Below are 20,624 nucleotides of genomic sequence, written 5' to 3'. Positions count from 1 at the left end.
GTCTTGAAGTCGTGACTGTCGCCTAGCCCCAAACTCCATCCCAGCAAGAAGTTCTCATTTATTCTGGCGAAGATGGTTATTTTGTAGCTGAGGTGCCAAGTTTACAAGGCTCACTCCATTTCAGAACTGTTTAACTGGTGGCAACTTAGCTGGTGGCAAACGCTGGTTTGTTGGTGAGGTTGGTGACAATTTGCTGGATTTCAGCGATCGCGCCATTCTGATTATTTTTTGCCTCGTGGAGTTGGGCGATCGTTCCGTGTAGTCCTTCGATCTGATATCTCAAACCATCCGCCGCATCCTGAATCGGTTGCAGCATGTCTTGGTAGAGATTGACTTTACCCATCATTTCCGCGGCAGTCGCTCTCTGGGATCTCAGCGTTTCTTCCAGGTGTTTTAGCTCGCTGCGGGTAGCTTCTTGCTCGGTTGATCGACCGTTCACCATCTGCTGGGTTTCCTGGATGCGACTGCGAATTTGCTCAAGCTCACGCTCGATCGTTTGTAGCTCATCTGCCTGTTGCTGCCGCAAGAAATCGATCTGCTCAAACACCTGGCTCAAATCAAAGTTGCCCTCGGCTGCTTCTGGGTCACTCTTGCCCTGTCTGCGAGCTAACACCGATCGATGCTGCCGCAAGGTTCCTTCCTTCTCCCTAAGACTGCGACGCTGACCCACCAAAGTTTCATTGAGAAATTGATAAGCGTCTTGTTCGTCAGCGAGTTCGGCTTCCAGAGCGATGCGCTCGTAGTCGCCAGCCTGCCCAATTTTAACTTTGAGTTCCTCAATTTCTCTTTGCTTAAACTCTAACTCTTCCTCTTGTCCATTGACAAACCCAGAAGACATCTCAAAGTCGCGCAAAAATTCTTGAATCCGCCCTTGAAGCTCCTCGATCGACATCCTCTCCAACGCGCCGACATCGACAGAACTAATGTTTGCATCCATGCCTTCTGCAAGACGAAAAAGCTGCTGGTGCAAGTCTTCATGGTTTTGAATTTGCAGCCTCAATTTCTGAGCGTACTCTTCTTTAACCTGCAAAACTGCCTGCTGAAGTTTTACCTCGGCTTTCGCCTGCTCTAAAGCATCTTGTGCCTGATGCCACTCTTGCCAGCGACGATCGAGATCCTGAGCGCTGTGCTCGATCGCATCTTGAGACTGCTGAAGGGACGATCGCTGCTGCTCCAAATTTTGCCAGTGGTGGCTGAGAATAGCCTGCTTTTGGGTGACCAACTGTGCCACCTGATTAGCCTGTTCCTGCATCGCCTCTGACGAGAAGGCCGCGCCGTTCAACCGATTTAGCAGATGTTGAATCGCCTGCGCCTGCTCATCATCCAAAACAGAGGCCGACTGCATTTCTGTCTGCCGCTCTTCAAACTGGCGCTTTTGCCCCTGTAGCTGCTCCCACGCGCCCTGCATTTCCTGACGATTGCGCTCTAGCTCCTCGTTTTGGCGCGTCACCTCATCGCGAGTGATCTCAAACTGCTGGCGCTGCTGCTCAAGCTGCTCAAAGTCTGCCTCAAGCTGCTCAAGCTGCTCACGACGGGCTTCCATCTCCATTTCTCGCCGATTTAACTCTTGACTCTGGTAGGTAAGAGACTGCTTCCATTGCTCGATCTCTTCTTCCTGAGTCTTAAATTTCTCTTGCAGACGAGAAAAGTTTTGCAAGATGCTAACCAGTGGCCGACCCGCTTCCTGGACACGCTGCACCTGCTTGCTGGCAGTCAAGTCCACTAACAAAAGCGTCCCAGAGGTAAAGCGACTGGCTTCCTCAGATTGAATCGATTCTTCACCAACAGCGCTCCAATTCTGCTCAGTACGCTGACAAGCAAGCAACTTGAGTTCAGACTTACCGCCGCCGATAATTCCGCCCTTTTTTTGAATGACTTCTGCTAGATACAGCACGCTGATAGCCCTCTTCCGTGTCTACGCCCAATCCTAAGATGTAAGTTGCCCCAATGAGACAAGTCCATCTCTATTCTTTTTTGCTTTGACAAATCTTCTGACAAATCTGGTGAACTGCGAAGGTTAATTCTGCTCAACTCACGTCTGCTTAAGCTGAATGTACTGATGTTGTTTGAACGGTTTCATCTGGCTAATGAGTGAATCATACTGAGAACGATCGAGCTTCGTCACACCCTAAATCCGTTATCTGTCCTTGAGTTTTAGGCTGCCCTAAGCACTCAAGCTGCATCACAAGCTGCATCAGTTTAATCAAACACCAGAGTCAAAAAAACCTCTGATCTACGCCTCATTGGGCAAACAGGCAGGCTCTAGCACAAGATGCTATCTCACTTGGATGCAGAAGTCACGTCATTCAATAAATTGCAGAGCGTTCCGCTTTGAGTGAGTTCCCTGCTCTATAATCTAGCACTGCCATCCGCGATCGCTCTGCCTTATCTTAGACAATAAAGCTTCCTGCAAAAGATGGAATCTTAACGTGGCGTGTTACTCCAGTTGAGTTAGTAGATACAATGTTTGCACACCAGACACTAGCTTGCTGCAAAAAGATTTGCCAGAGAAAGAATTGCTGTTTGAGCAAGCGAGACTTTTTGAGCAAGCGAGACTTTGAAGTATTTGCGACCGCACCTTTGAAGTCACGCCGTTCTCTCTGACCCTAAAACTTGAAAGGATCGCCACACCCAAGGGCAGAATTGAACTGAGCGCACCGATCGTAGCCGAGGAGAGGGTTGATGCAGGGACAGTTGAGTGAAATAGACATCCGCAGCATCCTGCAACTGATCGAACTCGGTCAGCGCACAGGCGAGCTTTTTGTCGAAGCGTATCCTTCATATCTATCTGTACAAGAGTCTCGTGTTCCAAAATCCTTGAGCGGTCAGTCGTGGTTCGTCTTTTTTCTCAACGGTCAAATCGTCTACGCTGGAGAAACCGAAGGCAATCTGTCTCGACTACGCGACTATCTACATCGTTACAAAGCAGAAGATTCGCTAGAAGGGGTGGCTCTGCCGTCGATCGCCGCTTTTAATGCTCCAGAATACGGCTACCTGTGGGCACTGCTCGAAAATCACATTCTCACCCCAGCCCAAGGGCGCACCATCATTGAGAGTATGGTTCACGAAACTTTGTTTGACCTACTGAGTTTGCATCAAGGCTCGTTTATTTTTGAGATTGGCACCCCCTTGTCACCGCAGTTGATGACGATGGAAATCGCCCCACTCATGGCTAAGACCATCAAGCAAGTGCAGGAGTGGAAGCAGCTTCATACTCATTTACACTCACCGGATCAGTGTCCGATCGTGGCCAATTCTGCGGCTCTCAAAGAAGCCCTACCCGAAGCCACGTTTAGCACACTCGATCGCTACGCAGACGGCAAGACCTCACTTCGACAAATCGCCCGCTATCTGAATCGCGATATTTTCACGGTGGCCAGAGCGATTTATCCCTACGTGCAAAAAGGCTGGCTACACCTCGCTCAACCCTACACCGAGGAAACGGCAACCTCAAAAATTCGACTCCGAGACTTGGAGCTGTGGCAACCGACCAAAACCCCCAGAGTTGTGTGTATCGAAGACAGTGCTACTGTTCGCAAGACCGTCGAGTATATTTTGAACCAGCACGGTTACCAAGTAACGGCGATCGATAACCCCCTCAAAGCCCTCAGCCTCGTCTTTCAACTCAAGCCAGACCTGATTCTCTGCGACATCGCCATGCCCGAACTGGACGGTTACGAAATTTGTGCCATGCTTCGCAAATCGACCGCCTTTCGGCAAACTCCGATCGTCATGCTCACAGGTAAAGATGGATTTATCGATCGCGTCAAAGCTCGAATGGTCGGCTCGACAGATTACTTAACAAAACCCTTTGGAGAAAGTGAGCTATTAATGTTGCTAGAGAAATATGTCGGGTTGGGGCAGCCAGACCAACTCAAGTCAGACACGTTGTTAGCAGATGCCCTCGCGGATGGATTAGAAAGTAACCGCACCTAAACCCGCTATTTTTAACGAGAGTCTGATTATTTCAATGATTGAGGGTACTTTAGTTAATACATGGTTTAAGGTAAACAGCGTGGGTTTTTCCCGTCAATGGTTAAGCCAGCAAGCAGGTAGGGGGTTATGAGTACAGTTCTGGTCGTCGAAGACAGCGTTACTCAACGGGAAATGATTACGGATCTCCTCAAGGGGAGTGGGCTGAGTGTCACCGTCGCCAGTGATGGGGTCGAAGCGTTAGAGCAGATTCAGGGTCACTGTCCTGACCTGGTAGTGCTGGATATTGTCATGCCCCGCATGAATGGATACGAGGTCTGCCGCAGACTTAAAGCTGATCCCAAAACGCAAAAGGTTCCTGTTGTGATGTGTTCTTCAAAAGGTGAGGAGTTCGATCGCTATTGGGGGATGAAGCAAGGGGCAGATGCGTACATCGCAAAACCGTTTCAGCCGACTGAGCTGGTGGGGACGGTCAAACAACTGTTGAGAGGCTAGGAATTGATGTAATGGTAGGGAATCCAGATTTTTTAACAGGGCGGGGGCAAGACCAGGCACCTGAGTTCCAAGAGCTAGAAAGCCCTGAAGGTGAGTTGCATTTGCGGTTCTATATCTCTTCGGGGAATGAATTCGCGCTGCCTGCAACTGGGATTCGAGAGGTGCTTTCGCCATCGCCCGATCGGATTACCCCAGTTCCCAATGTTTCTCCGCTGCTGTTGGGGACGCTCAATGTGCGCGGTCGCGTCGTTTGGGTGGCAGATTTAGGACAATTTCTGGGAGATTCTGTACCCCTCAACACAGACAAGCCCGAAATATCAGTGATAGCCGTGGAAGACCAAGACATTATGTTGGGGCTGGCAGTTGAGCGAATCGTTGGCATGGAATGGCTAGACGTTGAGCATGTCCAGATGCCCACAGCCATCCCAGACAGCGTTGCCCCGTTTCTACGCGGAGAGTGGGTGTTAGACGACTCAGAGAAGCAATTCTTAAGACTGCTCGACCAGGTAGCCATTCTACGATCGGCACGGTGGGCAGCATAATGAATGATCTAAATCTGGTAACACTCTGTACAATCAATGCCATGAAGCGACATTTAACGGAGCGATCGAGAAGCGCTTTTGCCTTCCCGACAAGCATTGATCCCAATCAAGTGTATTATTCTCACTTTACACCGACTGCTCACTTTTTTCTAAGTTTAAGATCAGACAATCAGAGCAGATCTTCTAGCGCACACACGCACTTGCAGGAGAAGGCACATGGCACGCGGGACTGATTTCGCCCAAGAATATCAACAGGCTGAAAGAGCCTACATGCAGGGCAAGTATGATGAAGCTGCTGGAATTGTCGATCGCCTAGTCAACGAGTACCCACAAGACCCCAGCGCTCGACTCTTGCGAGGTCACATCTATTGCTATGGTTTGCAGCAGTATGACATTGCTCAGGAGCAGTATCAGACCGTTCTCAACCTGACTTCTGATGCAGAATTTGTAGACTACGCCAATAGCGGGCTTGCTTATGCCAGTCAGTTTGCTGGAGAATCTGACGGGGGAATTGGCAACACCGAAGACTTGTCGCTAGAAAGCAGTCCTGACGACCTTGGTTTTAGCCACCAACCCGTAACGCAGCAGCAGCCTGATCTAGACTTTCCGGCGGATGATTTTTTGCTGGACGACATGGCTCTGGAGGTCAATGAGCCTGCTGCTTCACGTCGAATTGATGCCTATGCCGACCCGTTTGAAATGAACGACTCCAACGGGGGGGCACACGACCCCAATGCGGCGACCTTTGCAGCAGACCAGTTTGCGTTTGATGAGCCGATCGAGCCTCGCAACTCTGGATTTGCCGCCAACAGCCTGGATGAATTTCCAGCTGCGATGGACGACTTCGACAGCGTTTTCTCCAACTCAGACTTTACCGACAGCAACGACTACCCACCCGCAGAGTTAGACGATCCCGATCGTTTCCCTGCATTCCCGACTGAGCCAGAGTTACCCACCAACAATCACGAAGATACAGTCCGCCCCAGCTTCAATAATCGCGTCATGGGCGAAGATACGCTGTTTATGGGTGGCCCCGATCTCTATCAGTCAGATGCTGAGTTTGCACCACCGCCTGAGCAAACTCAGTTTGATGCGCTCTACAACAGTTCTGCTCCGCCGCCTGATATGAATTCCTCATCCTCTAGCAGTCAAAGCAGCGTCGATTTTCTGGATGACTTTGAAGACTTTGACGATCTGGGCAATTTATCCGACTTTGACTTATCTGAGGACTCTGCGGGGTTTACCAGTCCCTCGGTCGGGAGTGCCTTTGGGCTGACGGGCAATAGCATGGCCACCGCCTCCGATCGCTCCTCCGCGATTGAGTTTAACGACGATCGCTCGACCATTCGAGAAGACGAACTGTTCAGCATCTCCAGTGCCTCTGAGCAAGTTCCCACCTTTACCCAGCTAGACAATCCGCCAGAAGAAGCGACCCCGACGATCGAGCAGGGAATGCTGGCTCCCCTCGAAAACTCGACCCTTCCAACCAAGCAGCTAATTGTGGCTGGGGTCGCTGGAATCGCTTCAGCAGTCGCCGTTGCTCTGGTCAGCTTTGTTTCTTCTAACCTGGCGGCCCAGCAAAAAAGCCCTGAAGTCGTTTCAGAGGTTCGCAATGTAGGCTGGCTGATGACCGGAGCTGCCCTGCTTGCCGGGACAGGAGCCAGTTTTGCGGTTGGGCAAGTGGTTGCAAAGCAGATGAAGCGATCGACCGATGACCTGCAAGCTCAGTTTGATGCGGTTTGTCAGGGTAACCTGAGCGCTCGTGCCACCGTTCATTCTGCTGACGAACTGGGTCAATTGTCTTCCAGCTTTAACCAGATGTCACGGGTGATTTTGACGACGACGAGCGAAGCGCAGCGCAAGGCCGAGGAGCAAGAGCAGGCCAAAGAAGACCTCCAGCGTCAGGTGATTCGTCTCCTGGACGACGTGGAAGGCGCGGCAAGAGGCGATTTGACCGTGCAGGCCGAAGTGACAGCAGACGTATTGGGAGCGGTGGCTGACTCCTTTAACCTGACAATTCAAAACCTGCGAGAAATTGTGCAGCAGGTTAAGACGGCGGCTCGTCAAGTCAGCACAGGCTCGACCGAAAACGAAATGTTTGCCCGCAGCTTGTCTTCTGACGCACTCCGTCAGGCTGAGGAACTTGCAGTGACCCTCAATTCAGTCCAGGTGATGACTGACTCGATTCAACGGGTAGCCGAAAGTGCTCGTGAGGCTGAGGAAGTTGCCCGTTCTGCATCGGCAACTGCTCTCAAGGGAGGGGAAGCCGTAGAGCGGACGGTAGCCGGGATTTTAGAAATTCGCGAAACGGTGGCTGAGACAACCCGCAAGGTCAAGCGTCTCGCCGAATCGTCTCAAGAAATTTCTAAGATTGTCGCCTTGATTTCTCAAATCGCCTCTCGAACCAACCTGCTCGCTCTCAACGCCAGTATTGAAGCAGCAAGGGCTGGAGAAGCTGGAAGAGGATTTGCGATCGTCGCCGATGAAGTCCGTCAACTCGCTGATCGCGCCGCCAAAGCCTCCAAAGAAATTGAGCAAATTGTGCTGCAAATTCAGAGTGAAACTGGCTCGGTCATGACTGCAATGGAGGAAGGCACCCAGCAGGTGATCGAAGGAACTCGACTGGCAGAACAAGCCAAGCGATCGCTCGAAGACATTATTCAGGTGTCTAATCGCATCGATACGCTGGTTCGCTCAATCACAGCAGACACGGTAGAACAAACCGAAACCTCGCGCGCGGTGGCTCAGGTGATGCAGTCCGTCGAACTCACTGCCCAAGAAACTTCTCAAGAGGCCCAACGAGTCTCTGGTTCACTGCAAAATCTGGTGGGTGTTGCACGAAACTTGTTGACCTCGGTAGAACGGTTCCGCGTGGAGACTGTCGAGCGCAAATAGCTAAATTTTTCTAAAGACCGCGGACAGCAGGCAGGGTTCATTAAAGCATCTACTCAGGACAGGCACCACGATCGACGATTCACTCATCACTTCAGATAAGTTACACATCTTCTCAAAGACTTAATCCCAGCCAAGCGTCTTGCCGGAGATCACTCTATTAAGGAAAGGGACATTGCGATGCAGCCGGAACAACAGCAGCGAATCATGGGCTACTTCATTGAGGAGGCCAAAGACCACCTTAATACGATTGAGCAGGGTTTGCTGAATCTGCAAGGCACGATCGACGACCCAGAAATGGTCAACGAAGTCTTTCGGGCAGCTCACTCAGTCAAGGGCGGGGCTGCCATGTTGGGGTTGAGCAGCATTCAGAAAACGTCTCACCGCCTGGAAGATTTCTTTAAGATCCTCAAGGAAACTCCTGGCATCCGACCCGACCAAAAGCTAGAATCGTTGCTGCTACAGGTTTTTGATACCCTTCAGGAGCTACTAGAGCAGCTACAGGGGCCCTTTGGTTTGACCGAAGAGGCAGCCAATGCAACGATGACGGGAGTCGAGCCTGTCTTTGAAGAACTCAAACAGCACATGACCGTGCTAGAAGGGCAAGGAGCGGCCGTTGTGGCCGCGAATTCGAGGGGCAAAGCTGCACCCGTACCTCAGCCTATCAACGCATCGCAAGACAGTGCTCTACTGCTAATCTTCCAAAACGACGTGCCTGCTCAACTGCGAGAAATGCTGCAACTATTTCGTCAGGCAGAGGCGCTTTCAGATGGGCGCGATCGACTCCAAGAAGTCTGTCGTGGCTTAAAAGGACTGGGAGAAGCCTTTGATCTGACCCAATGGTGTGAATTGGTTGAAACAGCCAGTCGGGCGATCGCCGATCCCAATAATTCCTACCGATCCCTGGCTCCGATCATCATTAAAGACCTCAAGCAAGGACAGGAATCCATTCTTGCCGGGCGAGCAGCCGACGTTGGGCCGAGTGAACAACTGCAAGCGCTGGTTCCTGTGGAAGTGCTACCCGATTTGGCAGTAGACGGCGACCTGGTAGACTTCTTTGCAATCGCGGACGAGCCTGACCCGACTGAGCCACTCGACCTGAGCGGATTCGACCTTGCAACATCCGACCCTGGGCTAGACTCACTAGATTTGAGCGATTTGGAGTTGAGTGATCTGAGCTTTGAGACTGCTTTATTTGAGTCTGAAAACAGTCTAGCTGGGGAAAACGAGCGAGTTGGGGCGATCGATCTCAACGAGATTTCTGCTGAAGCAGACCGAAATGGCCCTGAAGTTGGCATGGCAGAACTCAACAGTCTGGCTGATCTGTTTGAAGGTGAAATGCCCGATCTAGGTTCCACCTGGCAAGAAGAAGAAGTCATCAACCAGACGACCTCAACGTCTAGCCTGGATGGACTATTTGACGCAGAAGACAGCAGCGATTTCTCAGACTTGTTGTTTGAAGCATCCAACTCTATCTCTGCGGATAGCACGGTTGATTTCAATGGCTTGTCGGGGGGTATACCAGGCGACGCTTCCGGGGCTGTGGAGGCAGAAGCTGACGATTTTGGCTTGCCTGACTTTGATGCCAACCTTTCTGAACCGCCAGACGCTTCTATCCCAGGGTTAACGGCTGCTGACCCCTTTGCTGACCTCAACTTGGAAGACCTGGGAGACCTTGACACCGCATCTGTGGATAGTCTGTTCGATCGCACTGCTGAGTCCTCAACTGCCCCACTGGATGACCTGGGCGAACTGTTCGCAGGGTTGGATGAAACCGATCTAAACTTTACGCAGTTTTCAACCGCCTCGACAGATGCCCTGGATGCACGATCGTCAGCGTCTCCGTTTGAGGGTTTTGACCTTGATGCCAGTCTGGAGACTGCAACCGTCCCCGAATCTCTCGCTGACGAACCTTGGGGCGATCTGGGTGACTCTCTCTCAGCGTCCGAGGCAGAACAAGCGCAAACTGGATCAGGTGACTCGACAGAAGACGCTCTGTTTGACCTGACCGACTTGACCGATACAACCCCAAGCCTTTTGGATGAGCCAATTCAATCACCTGAATCTATTTTGTCGATCGAAGAAGTGGGTGACCCTTGGGGAGAACTGGAAGCCTCTGCAACCTCAAGATTGGAGACCGATCTAAACCTTGAATTGCCTGATCTCATGTTTTCAGAGGAGTCTGTTGAGCCTCTGGATGATCTGTTTGCCGAGACTGACAACCCAGCAGACCCCATCTCAGCGGATGCCGCCCTATTTGGCTTTGAATCTTCGTTAGAGAGCGACGATCGCAGCTTTGACGATCTCCTCAACCAGGATTTGTCTCAACCGATTGAGTTTGCTGAACTGGGAGAAACCTTAGCGATCGATCCTTCCGTGGTCTCTACGCCATCCGACGAATCATTAGAGCGGCTGGATTCTTCTTTCGACCTCTCCTCAAGTGAACAATCTGATCTTGACGAGCTTTTAGAAACTGAGTCTAGTCAAAATGACCTGAACCTGGAGCTAGACTCCCTTGAGGCAGACTTCCTGAACCTGGAAGAGACTGAAGAAAGTTTGGATAGTCTCCTGGAAAACATCACCTCAACAGACTTAGAAACAAACTCCACGTCAGGTTTTGAGGCAAATTTAGGAGATATGGCTGGACTCTTTGAGTCTGAAAACTCCCTAAATTTTGACCTGAGCGAGACTGCGGACGTTGAGCTAGACAACCTGTTTGAGGAACCCACTGATCCATTAAATCTATTTGCTGAAGAGGCAACTCTGAGCCTTGACCTGCTAGAGGAATCGAAGGTTGCAGAAGTTGAAGTTGAAGAGTTGATCGCTGCTTCAAGTCCTGACGATTTTGATCTCGACTTTGGCGACAGTGAAACTTCCACAGACGATCTGGATAGCCTTCTAGATTTGAATGCTGACGACGAACCAGCTTTTGACCTGGATCAAGCATTCTCAAGCAGTGCGACAACGGATGACCTGAATGGGTTCACACCACAAACCCCAGAATTGGATGCCCTCTTGAGCGAAGATCTGACGCTAGAACTGGAAGAAACCCCAACGTCTGAAGCTGCCTTCAGCCTAGAAGACGAACTGTTTGGCTTCTCCACAACTGAAGAACCTGCCCTTGGTCTGGATGAGGCATTCTCAAGCAGTGAGGACACCCCTGACATCGATGATTTACTCAACCTGGACTCGCTAGAAACTTCAGAATCTAGTGTTCTCTCAAGCGAAGACCTGACGCTAGAACCGGAAGAAACCCCAACGTCTGAAGCGAGTCTGAATTTAGAGGACGAATTGTTTGGCTTCTCCACAATTGAGGACACCGAAACCCCTGACAGCCTAAACGGACTTGCCCCGCAGGAAGAAGCGATCGAGGAATCTCTAGACTTTTTCCTCATCGATTCGCTTGACCTTGAGACGACTTCTCTGTTTGAAGAAAACGAACCCGTCACAGACGATTGCTCCAATAGTCTTGACTTCGCCGCAGAGGGTGAATCTGAGCCAGCGATCTCTTCGAGTTACATCCAGGGGGTCGCCGATTCTGATGACTTTGATTTGTCCTTTGCTGACCTCGACACGCCCACTTCAGAGACAGCCGACGACGCGCTGTTTGAGGGGTTAAACCTGGATGACGATGAAGAACCCGCCCAACCGACCGCCGATTCAGAGTTTGGCCTCGATTTTGGTCTTGCAGAGTCTCCAGATGACAGCCTTCTAAACGAGCTAGACCTGCCTGAAGTTACCGACTCTGATGCAGCCTCTGATTTTGACCTGGCATTTTCTGATCTGGAAGCTGAGAGCGATTTAGATGATTTAGCGAGTGTTGACCCCTCTGATTCCTCAGAAGGTGGTGGATTTGACCCTCTGTTGGGTGCAGGAATTGCGGCAGCATCCCTGGGAGCGGGCTTGTTTGCAGCCTCTCGCGGAGACGATCGCTCATCGGTTGAACGTAATGTTGAGAACGAAGATGACGATCTCGACCTGCTCTTTGGCAGCGACTCTCCTGACCTTGCAGACAGCCCTTCTCAACTTGACGACCTGGATGACTTGCTGGGAACCGACTCACCCTCAACCTTCACCAGAGCCAACGAATTTAGCGATCTCGACGCACTGTTTGGCGAAGACTCCACAGAAACCCTATCCGACCCTTCAAGCAATCTTCTACAAGAACCCGCCGATCAAGCAGCCTCCGATGAATTTGACAATCTAAGTAGTCTGCTTGGTGAAGAACCTAACTTCTCACAACAAGCCCCAATCGGTGAAAACTTCGACGATCTAGAGTCCTTATTAGCAGACGCTCCCGGAGCCGACCCTCAAAATGCTTTCTCTACCGGGGACGCAGACACTGAGTTTGACGATCTAGAGAAGATGCTGGAGGATGCCGATAAAACGATGGGAGGTACTCCGTCTGTCAAGAGTCTGGGTGTCACTCAAACAGGACGTAGAGCCAACCGTCCCGGAAAAGTCTTCAGCGAACAGACGATGCGGGTGCCCGTCAAACATCTGGACAACCTCAGCAACTTGGTCGGGGAACTTGTCGTTAATCGCAACAGCCTTGAACAAGATCAGGAAAGACTGCGACAGTCGCTAGACAACCTGCTTTATCAAGTTCAGCAACTCAGCGACGTGGGACAGCGGATGCAAGACCTGTACGAGCGATCGCTCCTCGAAAGTTCTTTGCTGGCCAGCCGTCAACACCACCGGACTCCTACTAACTTGGGCAGCTTGGCACGGGACAACCACGCCACTTCTACGAGCAGCAACTCAATGGAGTACGATCCTCTAGAAATGGATCGCTTCACAGGCTTTCACTCGCTCTCGCAGGAGATGATCGAGCTAATTGTCCGAGTTCGGGAGTCTGCGTCTGACATTGAGTTCATCGTGGATGAAACGGATCAAGTGACGCGAATGTTCCGGCAGGTGACGACCCAACTTCAGGAAGGGCTGACGCGATCGCGCATGGTGCCCTTTGCTCAGACAGCCGATCGAATGCCTCGTGCCGTCCGAGATATTGCCATGAAGTGTGGCAAACAAGCAGAACTTGTGATCGAGGGCCGCGACACGCTGATCGACAAAATGATCCTGGAGCATTTGTACGATCCGATGACTCATCTGGTTAACAATGCGATCACCCACGGGATTGAAACTCCAGATGTGCGGCGGGCAACAGGTAAGTCTCCAACAGGTCGCATTACCATTCGCGCTTTTCATCAAGGGAACCAGACAGTGATTTCGGTTTCAGATGATGGGGCAGGGGTGGATGTCGATCGCGTCAAGGCAAAGGCGATCGAGAAAGGCTTGGTCACGCCCGCCGAAGCCAGAACGATGACTCGCTTAGACATTTACGATCTGCTCTTTCATCCAGGGTTTACTACCAAAGATCAGGCAGACGACTTTTCGGGTCGTGGGGTTGGCATGGATGTGGTTCGCACCAGCTTGAGTGAGATTCGAGGCGCAATTACAACCGATTCTGCGTCTACGAAAGGAACGACGTTTACGATTCGCTTGCCTCTGACGCTGAGTATTTCTAAGGCGCTGTGCTGTATTAGCGATCGGGCGCGGATTGCCTTTCCGATGGATGGGGTCGAAGATATGTTCGACGTTCCCAAGGAGCGGATTCAAACCAACGCCGAGGGGCAAGCCTGTCTGTCTTGGCGCGATGCGCTACTACCCTTGCGACCTCTCACTGAGCTGCTAGGATACAATCGCCACTTGAGTCGAGGCAACGTCTACGGCGGCAATCAGGAAGACGATATGGTTTCAGTCGTCGTGCTGCGGAGTGCGGGCAACTTTTTGGCGCTGCAAGTCGATCAGGTGTTGGGCGAGCAAGAAATTGTAATCAAACAGCTAGAAGGACCCGTTCCCAAACCAGTGGGTGTAGCAGGTGCGACCGTGCTGGGAGATGGGCGAATCATGCCGATCGCCGATGTGTTAGAACTGATCGACCTCTCAATGGGTCGGATTCGTCGCGACGTTGGCACAATGTGGGATCAGGGCGCATCTCAGAATCCTAACGAAACGCTCACCGTCAAAACTGAGCCAACCGTATTGATTGTGGACGACTCGATCACAGTGCGCGAACTGCTTTCAATGACCTTCAACAAAGTGGGGTATCGAGTTGAGCAAGCTCGCGATGGTCAAGAAGCCTGGGAAAAACTGCGGGCGGGGCTGCCTTGCGATATTGTCTTCTGTGACATTGAGATGCCTCGGATGGATGGGTTAGAGTTGCTGTCTCGCATTCAAAAAGATCCCAATCTCAGCAACTTGCCGATCGCCATGCTGACTTCTCGTGGAGCCGATCGTCACAGACAAATGGCGGTCTCTCTTGGCGCAAGTGGCTACTTCACAAAGCCTTATCTAGAGGAGGCCCTTCTGGATGCCGCTCAGAGAATGCTGAAGGGTGAGGTCTTGATTGCGGGTGGTGGGAATTAGAGGGATGAGGGAGAACTTCGATGATCTGTTCCCCCTCTGGGGGTAATCCGCTGCGCGAGGAGGGAGGAGGGATGAAAAAATCCGTTGATTCTTGAGTCCCAAAGTCCCTTAGTTTGTTTTGACTGATGATAGAGGGTAGAAAGCTCAACGTTACAAGGTGACTCGATCGCGCAATTTCTCAAGCAGTTTGGGGCCGACTCCGGAGACGCGATCGAGGTCGTCTAGTGAAGAAAAGGCTTTTTGTTGGCGAGCGGCGATGATGCGGGTTGCAAGTCCGGGCCCAACTCCAGGTAAGGCTTCAAGTTCTGCTTGTGTGGCGGTGTTGAGGTTGACCTGTTGACCAGAAGAAGCCGAGGGTTTGGGAGTCGGAATGGATTCCTTGCGGGTCGCTTGAAGCGACCCCTTGCGGCTAACTCGAAGAGATCGTCCCTTGTCTTCTCGTCCCTTGTCTTGTCCCTTGTCTTGAACAGAGGCAGTTGGTGGAGGAAGCGCAGCAGCAAGTTGAGGACACTTTTGGCGCTGTTCTTTGATCTTGCGACGAACGGCAGGCGGAACACCCAACACGGCATCCCCGTAGAGTCGCTCAAATTCTCGCTGAAAATGGGCAGCAACCAAAGGACTGGAAACGACTAGCAGCGTTTCATCATTGCCCTGATTAGCGGCAGTTGCCCAGTTGTGGGAGCCTGTGATCACGGTTTCTCCATCGACGATGCCAAATTTGTGATGGAGCAGATCGCCCGGAGGAAGCCGAGGAATGCCAACCGTGGAGATCGGATCTGACCAGGGACGATTATTGGGTTCGGATTTACAGTCGTCATTAAGAGCAACGCCCAACATGTCCAGACCTTCGCTATAGGAGCGGTAGATGAAACCAGGATCGATCAGGGCGCGAATTTGCCGTCCTTGCAGATGTTGAGGTTCGAGTAAATTGACCAACGGCTGATCAGAAAATACAAAAAGCGCCAGGTCGATCGACTGTTTTGCCTGACTCAAGGCTTTGCCGATTAGTCCGTTGGTCGTTTGCGTCCAGGGAATGGAGGCGGAGGAAGGGGAAAACTGCACCTCGATCGTCACCCCGCCCACATTTATCTGTTGAGAAGGACGGTGAGGCTTTTTCGTCCCAAAACGGCTGTCTTGTTTGCCTCCGACCCCATCGCCCCACATCAGGTTAAATTCTTGGGTAAACAGCGCGGCTAATTCTGGACTGTCAATTTTGAGCAAATTGTTGGCGTTGCCTCGACTGCTGGGGGACTTGAGATCGCCATGAACGTCTGACAATGTGAAGTTAGCCGACGTGATAATCAGCGATCGCCCATCCACAATCACAAATTTATGGTGCATCAAGTGGCTACCACGGGAGCCGTCAGCGGTGTCGTCAATGCGAGGAATTTTGGCATCATCCAGCATCACCAGGGCATCGCGTTGATTGATTTCGGTGGGGCTGAGTTGTCCGTCGCCGTCTTGATCGATAAGTTTGCGAGATTCATTGAGGCGATCGCGCTCCCGTTCGACCAGTTTCTCGATTTCGTCAGGCGTAAAGCTGCTAAACGGACGCGAATAGGTGTTTTCTAAAATGACGCGCACTTTGACCCCTGCTTTTTGGCGATCGCTCAACGCCTGAGCAATTTTGGGCAATCGAAATTCTTGTACGGCCACATCGACGCTGGTTTGGGCAGACGCGATCGCATCCACCATGATCTGTTCGAGGTCGTCGCCCGATCGAGTCTGCTGGCGATAAGATTCCGTATACTCTGCCGCTGGGTTGTGGTTGGTATAAACCTGAACGGCGGTTTCTTGAGGAAGCGAAGCGGGGCGAGAAGGCTGGGGTTGGGCTTGCTGACAGGCGGCTAAACATAGCGCTAGCGCAGTTCCAGTCAGCGTAAATTTGAGAAAAGGAAGAGGTTGCACCGCAGATTAAGAGAAAGCTTGCCTCGGTAGAATTCCCAAATGCGCTACTCTATCTCCGTCTCTTTCTTCCCAAGTTGAGACTTTTGTCAGGTTTCACCCGCTTTGAGCCGTCTAAGCTGAAAATAGAAAGGGCAGTCCGCAATTTTCTCGCTGACCGAATCGTATGCAAATTTATCTCGACTATAGTGCTACCACCCCGACGCGACCAGAAGCGATCGCCCTGATGCAGCAAGTTCTCACAGAGCAGTGGGGCAATCCTTCAAGCCTACACGCCTGGGGACAGCGAGCCGCCACTCTATTAGAACGGGCCAGAGTCCAGGTGGCGCGATTGGTCAATGCTCCGTCGGAGGCGATCGTCTTTACGTCGGGGGGCACTGAGTCGGATAACTTGGCGGTTATGGGGGTCGCACAGCAGTACACCAGTCCGCAGCATGTGATCATTTCCAGCGTTGAGCATTCTGCGATCGCTGAGCCAGTCCGGTTACTCGAACAGTGGGGTTGGCAGGTAACAAGGCTTGCAGTCAATGCAGCGGGACAGGTGCGTTTGCAGGATCTTCAAGCGGCGCTGCAACCGAATACGGTGTTGGTGTCAGTTATTTACGGTCAGAGCGAGGTGGGAACCATTCAGCCGATCGCTGCTCTAGGTGAAATCGTGCGCGCTCACGGTGCTTTGTTTCATACCGATGCCGTTCAAGTAGCGGGTCGGCTGCCGTTAGATATGCAAAAGCTGCCCGTCGATTTGCTGTCGCTGTCTAGCCACAAGCTTTATGGGCCGCAGGGAGCCGGGGCACTGTACATTCGTCCGGGGGTTGAATTGGTGCCGCTGTTGGGTGGAGGCGGTCAGGAATCAAAAGTACGATCGGGCACTCAGGCGCTTCCTGTAATCGCTGGGTTTGGTCTCGCAGCAGAATTGATGGCTGAAGAAATGGTGATCGAGACTCCGCGCTTAATCCAACTTCGAGAACGGCTGTTTGATCGGTTATCAGAAGTAGCGGGGTTGGTGCCGACGGGCGATCGCTGGGATCGGTTGCCTCACCATGCCAGCTTTTGTCTGGAGTACGCAGATGGAGAAATTCTCAGCGGCAAAACGCTGGTGCGCCAGATGAATTTAGCAGGAATCGGCATCAGTGCGGGGTCTGCCTGTCATAGCGGCAAGCTGGTTCCCAGTCCGATTTTGACAGCGATGGGATACGGCGATCGTTTAGCAAAATCAGGAATTCGCTTAACGTTTGGACGCGACACCACAGAAGAAGATATCGACTGGACAGCAATGGTTCTCAAGCAGATTCTCTGTCGTCTGTCTCCGGAGCCTGTTTTAACCAAAGTTTGAGCCATTAAATCTGAAAGTTATTCTCAGGCTCGAAAATTAGACCACTCCTCATTCTGGCTGGCGGTTCAAACCGCGCCTACAAGAACGAAGCCTGCCTTCGCAGACTAGAAAAATGTCTTATGTGAAGCCAGCAGCATCCGTCAGTTTTATTAATCCTTTCGGCGTTGCTGATTGGAGGGATGAATCTGTGGGAAGTGTCCATCTGTTCGCCCCCTAAATCCCCCAAAATTGGGGGACTTTGAACCTTGGGGTTCCCGCCGCTTTGGGGCAATTCATCCCCTGATTCAGCAACGCCATCTTTTCTTAGCTAATAGCTCCAGCGGGTTCTAGCCCCAGTTCTGCAAGCAGACGATCGCAGTCAAAATATTCTTTGATCATCTGGCAGACGTACTGATATTTGATCGGCTCATGTAACCGAACTTGACCAAAGGCGCGATCGACGATTTCCACCGTCGTCAAGGTATCGAGGTCAACAGACAGAATAGGAATTTCTAGATCTTCAGCCCGACTGATAATCGCTTTGGAGGGAGGAATGTGTCCCGTTAGAATCAGACATTGAGTAGAGGTTTCTAAAGCGGCAAGCTGCAAATCAGTGCGATCGCCCCCCGTGACCACCGCCATATTTTGTCGCGCCCGAAAATATTTAAGTGCAGAGTTAACATTCATTGCGCCGATCGTCAGGCTTTCGACCATTAGATCAAGGCGATCGGGACGACACAGCACCTCGGCTTTGAGTTGTTTGACCAATTCACCCACGCTGACACTGCGAAGCAGCTTACTGCTCGGCAAAATTCCCAACAGTTTGATGTCGTGTTTTTCGAGAAACGGTCGGACTAGCGTCTCGATCGTCTCAACCTGGTCAGACGGCACATCATTGATCACTACGCCGATCAGATGGTTTTGTAACTGCTCTTTGGCGGCAATCAGCCCATCTAATAGCAAGAGCGAGTGAAACCGCGCCACCAGCAAGACCGACGCTTGGATCGTGTGTGTAATCTGGTGTAGAGACAAATCAAACAGCTTGCCCTCCTCCAGCGTTCCTGACCCTTCGAGAATCACGAGATCGCCGCTCTGCTGTTGGCTTTGTTCAAAAAGCTGTTGACGATAATCTGTCGTGTCTTCTCCCAAAAGCCGCTTTTGCACCGTGTCGTTGTCTAAAGTCAGCAGCGTTGATTGAAGGCGATCGTCTGCAAGCCCTAACGTCTGGGCGACAAACTGCATGTCTCCATCATTGTCATCCATCTGAGATTGACCCCAGCCGCCTGCTAGAGGCTTACCATAGGCAATATCTAACCCTTTGGCTTTGAGTTGATGAGCGATTCCTAAAATGGTCGCCGACTTGCCGCTATAGGCTTCGAGCGATCCAATCAACAGATACTTTGGGGACTTGGGCACGTCCTCACTCCGGTTAAGTGCTTGATTTGGGCGATTGTCTAGGTCAAGAAACTGCAAATTGCGCGTTTCTGCTGTTGAGTGTCTGACCTGGTTACTATTCTAGGGGGATGTAGATACCTCTAGCGGTAAAAAATAGTCACAACGCAGTTTAATTTCAGCGATCGAACGTTTGTGAAGCAGTCATCGTGCGATTGGTCACAATACAGATCGGTAGGATTCTAAGAAGTGCGAGATAATTAACCCAGAAAATCCGATCAAAAATCCGATCAATATCAAGGCAGTTTTTGGATCACGCTTCACTCAAAAATGGTTGCCTTTGACCGCTCACGACGATCGCTAAACTTCTGCAACTGGATTAATCCCGCCATGAGCAAACCCGTTGTCATTTGTGTAGATGACGATTCGACGATTTTGGAAAGTCTCAAGATCGAGTTAAAGCAGCTATTAGGCAAAGATTGTCTCGTCGAGACCGCAGAAGGGGGTGAGGAAGCGCTAGAGCTATTTGATGACCTTCAGCGAGACAAATGTGAAGTGGCTCTGGTTTTGGCGGACTACATTATGCCCGGTCTCAAAGGGGATGAATTGCTCAAGCGGGTTCACGAATGTTCACCTAAGACGCTAAATATCATGATTAGCGGACAAGCCGATCTAGAAGCCGTGAGCAAAACGATTCGAGAAGCCAAGCTCTATCGCTATATCAGCAAACCGTGGCAGCCCGAAGATTTGAATATGGTGGTGTTGGAGGCGATTCAAAGCTATCTCAAAGATCGCAAACTAGAGATGCAGTCTCTTCAGCTACAACACGCTCATGAGGAACTGAAGCAGCTTTACCAAAAAGTCGAACAACTCAACGTTAATCTAGAACATCAAGTTCAAGAACGCACGCTGCAACTTCAGCAAAAAATGCAGGAGTTAGAAACGCTCAGTCAGGTCAAAGAAGATTTTCTCTATGCAGTTTCTCACGATTTGAGAACGCCGCTGATGGGGATGCTGTTGGTGTTAAAAAAGCTGCAAACTAAGCCTGGAGAAGTTCTCCCACTGCCGCGGCCTGTCTTGAATCGGATGACTGAGAGTAGCGATCGCCAGCTACAAATGCTTGATTCTCTATTAGAAGCCCATTCCAGCGACCTGGTGGGACTGAGCCTGCACCGTCAGCCGATCGACTTAAAAAAACTGGTATCTGCGATCGTTCAAGAACTCGAACCCTGGATCAGTGAACATGGAGCAACGCTGGTCGATCGCTGTGAGGTCAAAGTTCCGCTAGTCCAGGCTGACCCAACCCAACTCAGGCGCGTCTACGAAAATCTGATTGTCAACGCGATCAAACACAATCCCCCTGGCATCTGTCTGACGCTGAATATCGAACTAGAGCCTTTGGAAGTGCGCTGTACGATTCAAGATGATGGAATTGGCATGACCAAAGCGGACTGTGACGGGCTGTTCGATCGCTATGTGCAGGGCAATCGGTCTCCAGAAAATCGGTCTCGTCGATCGCTAGGTCTGGGGTTGGGGTTATATCTTTGTCGGCAGATTATCACGGCCCACGGGGGACAAATTGGGGTGAGCAGCCAGATTGATCAGGGAGCGACGTTTTGGTTTACGTTGCCGATCGGGTGCAGGGATGAGGGAGAACTTTGTTCCGCTGGGCGTGAGGGATGAAGGATGAGGGATGAGAAGGGTTGAGTTGGGCGTTTTGCTTT

At 51.4% G+C, this 20,624-nt stretch carries 10 protein-coding genes; 7 read left to right on the top strand and 3 right to left on the bottom strand.

The genetic code is table 11. The annotated features are described in order from the left end of the window. Positions 1-145 precede the first annotated feature (145 nt). Complete coding sequence (gene hmpF / locus ACKFKH_RS11925) at positions 146-1,894, bottom strand: pilus motility taxis protein HmpF (RefSeq protein ID WP_446858511.1); 1,749 nt, start codon at positions 1,892-1,894, stop codon at positions 146-148. A gap of 788 nt (positions 1,895-2,682) precedes the next feature. Here hmpF and ACKFKH_RS11920 point away from each other — a divergent pair. From ACKFKH_RS11920 to ACKFKH_RS11900, 5 genes are all read left to right on the top strand, one after another. Continuing rightward, positions 2,683-3,936, top strand: a complete 1,254-nt coding sequence (locus ACKFKH_RS11920; protein WP_446858510.1) for a response regulator — start codon at positions 2,683-2,685, stop codon at positions 3,934-3,936. A 126-nt stretch (positions 3,937-4,062) separates the two neighbouring features. After that, a complete protein-coding gene (locus ACKFKH_RS11915) occupies positions 4,063-4,428 on the top strand; it encodes a response regulator transcription factor (protein ID WP_446858509.1) in 366 nt (121 codons plus the stop codon). A gap of 11 nt (positions 4,429-4,439) precedes the next feature. Next, on the top strand, positions 4,440-4,970 hold the full coding sequence (locus ACKFKH_RS11910) for a chemotaxis protein CheW (RefSeq protein ID WP_446858508.1): 531 nt from the start codon (positions 4,440-4,442) through the stop codon (positions 4,968-4,970). Positions 4,971-5,186: 216 nt separating this feature from the next. Further along, entirely contained in the window at positions 5,187-7,865 is a 2,679-nt protein-coding gene (locus tag ACKFKH_RS11905; RefSeq protein WP_446858507.1) for a methyl-accepting chemotaxis protein, read from the top strand. A gap of 177 nt (positions 7,866-8,042) precedes the next feature. Beyond that, a complete protein-coding gene (locus ACKFKH_RS11900; RefSeq protein WP_446858506.1) occupies positions 8,043-14,291 on the top strand; it encodes a response regulator in 6,249 nt (2,082 codons plus the stop codon). A 150-nt stretch (positions 14,292-14,441) separates the two neighbouring features. Here ACKFKH_RS11900 and ACKFKH_RS11895 read toward each other — a convergent pair whose 3' ends face one another. Next, entirely contained in the window at positions 14,442-16,199 is a 1,758-nt protein-coding gene (locus ACKFKH_RS11895; RefSeq protein WP_446858505.1) for a phospholipase D-like domain-containing protein, read from the bottom strand. A gap of 163 nt (positions 16,200-16,362) precedes the next feature. Between ACKFKH_RS11895 and ACKFKH_RS11890 the strand changes: the two genes are divergently transcribed. Further along, positions 16,363-17,529 (top strand): cysteine desulfurase family protein, encoded by a 1,167-nt coding sequence (locus ACKFKH_RS11890; RefSeq protein WP_446858504.1) that lies wholly within the window; start codon positions 16,363-16,365, stop codon positions 17,527-17,529. Positions 17,530-17,832: 303 nt separating this feature from the next. Here the strand turns inward: ACKFKH_RS11890 and ACKFKH_RS11885 are convergent, their stop codons facing one another. Then, on the bottom strand, positions 17,833-18,924 hold the full coding sequence (locus ACKFKH_RS11885; protein WP_446858503.1) for a phosphotransacetylase family protein: 1,092 nt from the start codon (positions 18,922-18,924) through the stop codon (positions 17,833-17,835). Between the two features lie 306 nt (positions 18,925-19,230). On the opposite strand from ACKFKH_RS11885, the gene ACKFKH_RS11880 reads away from it, so the two are divergent. After that, positions 19,231-20,583: an ATP-binding protein gene (locus tag ACKFKH_RS11880; protein ID WP_446858502.1), complete on the top strand. Its 1,353-nt coding sequence runs from the start codon at positions 19,231-19,233 to the stop codon at positions 20,581-20,583. Positions 20,584-20,624 lie beyond the last annotated feature (41 nt).

This window comes from Phormidesmis sp. 146-20 (genome assembly GCF_052939475.1).
Note: the sequence above shows the minus strand (reverse complement) of the source record. Positions and strands in the feature narration are given on the sequence as shown.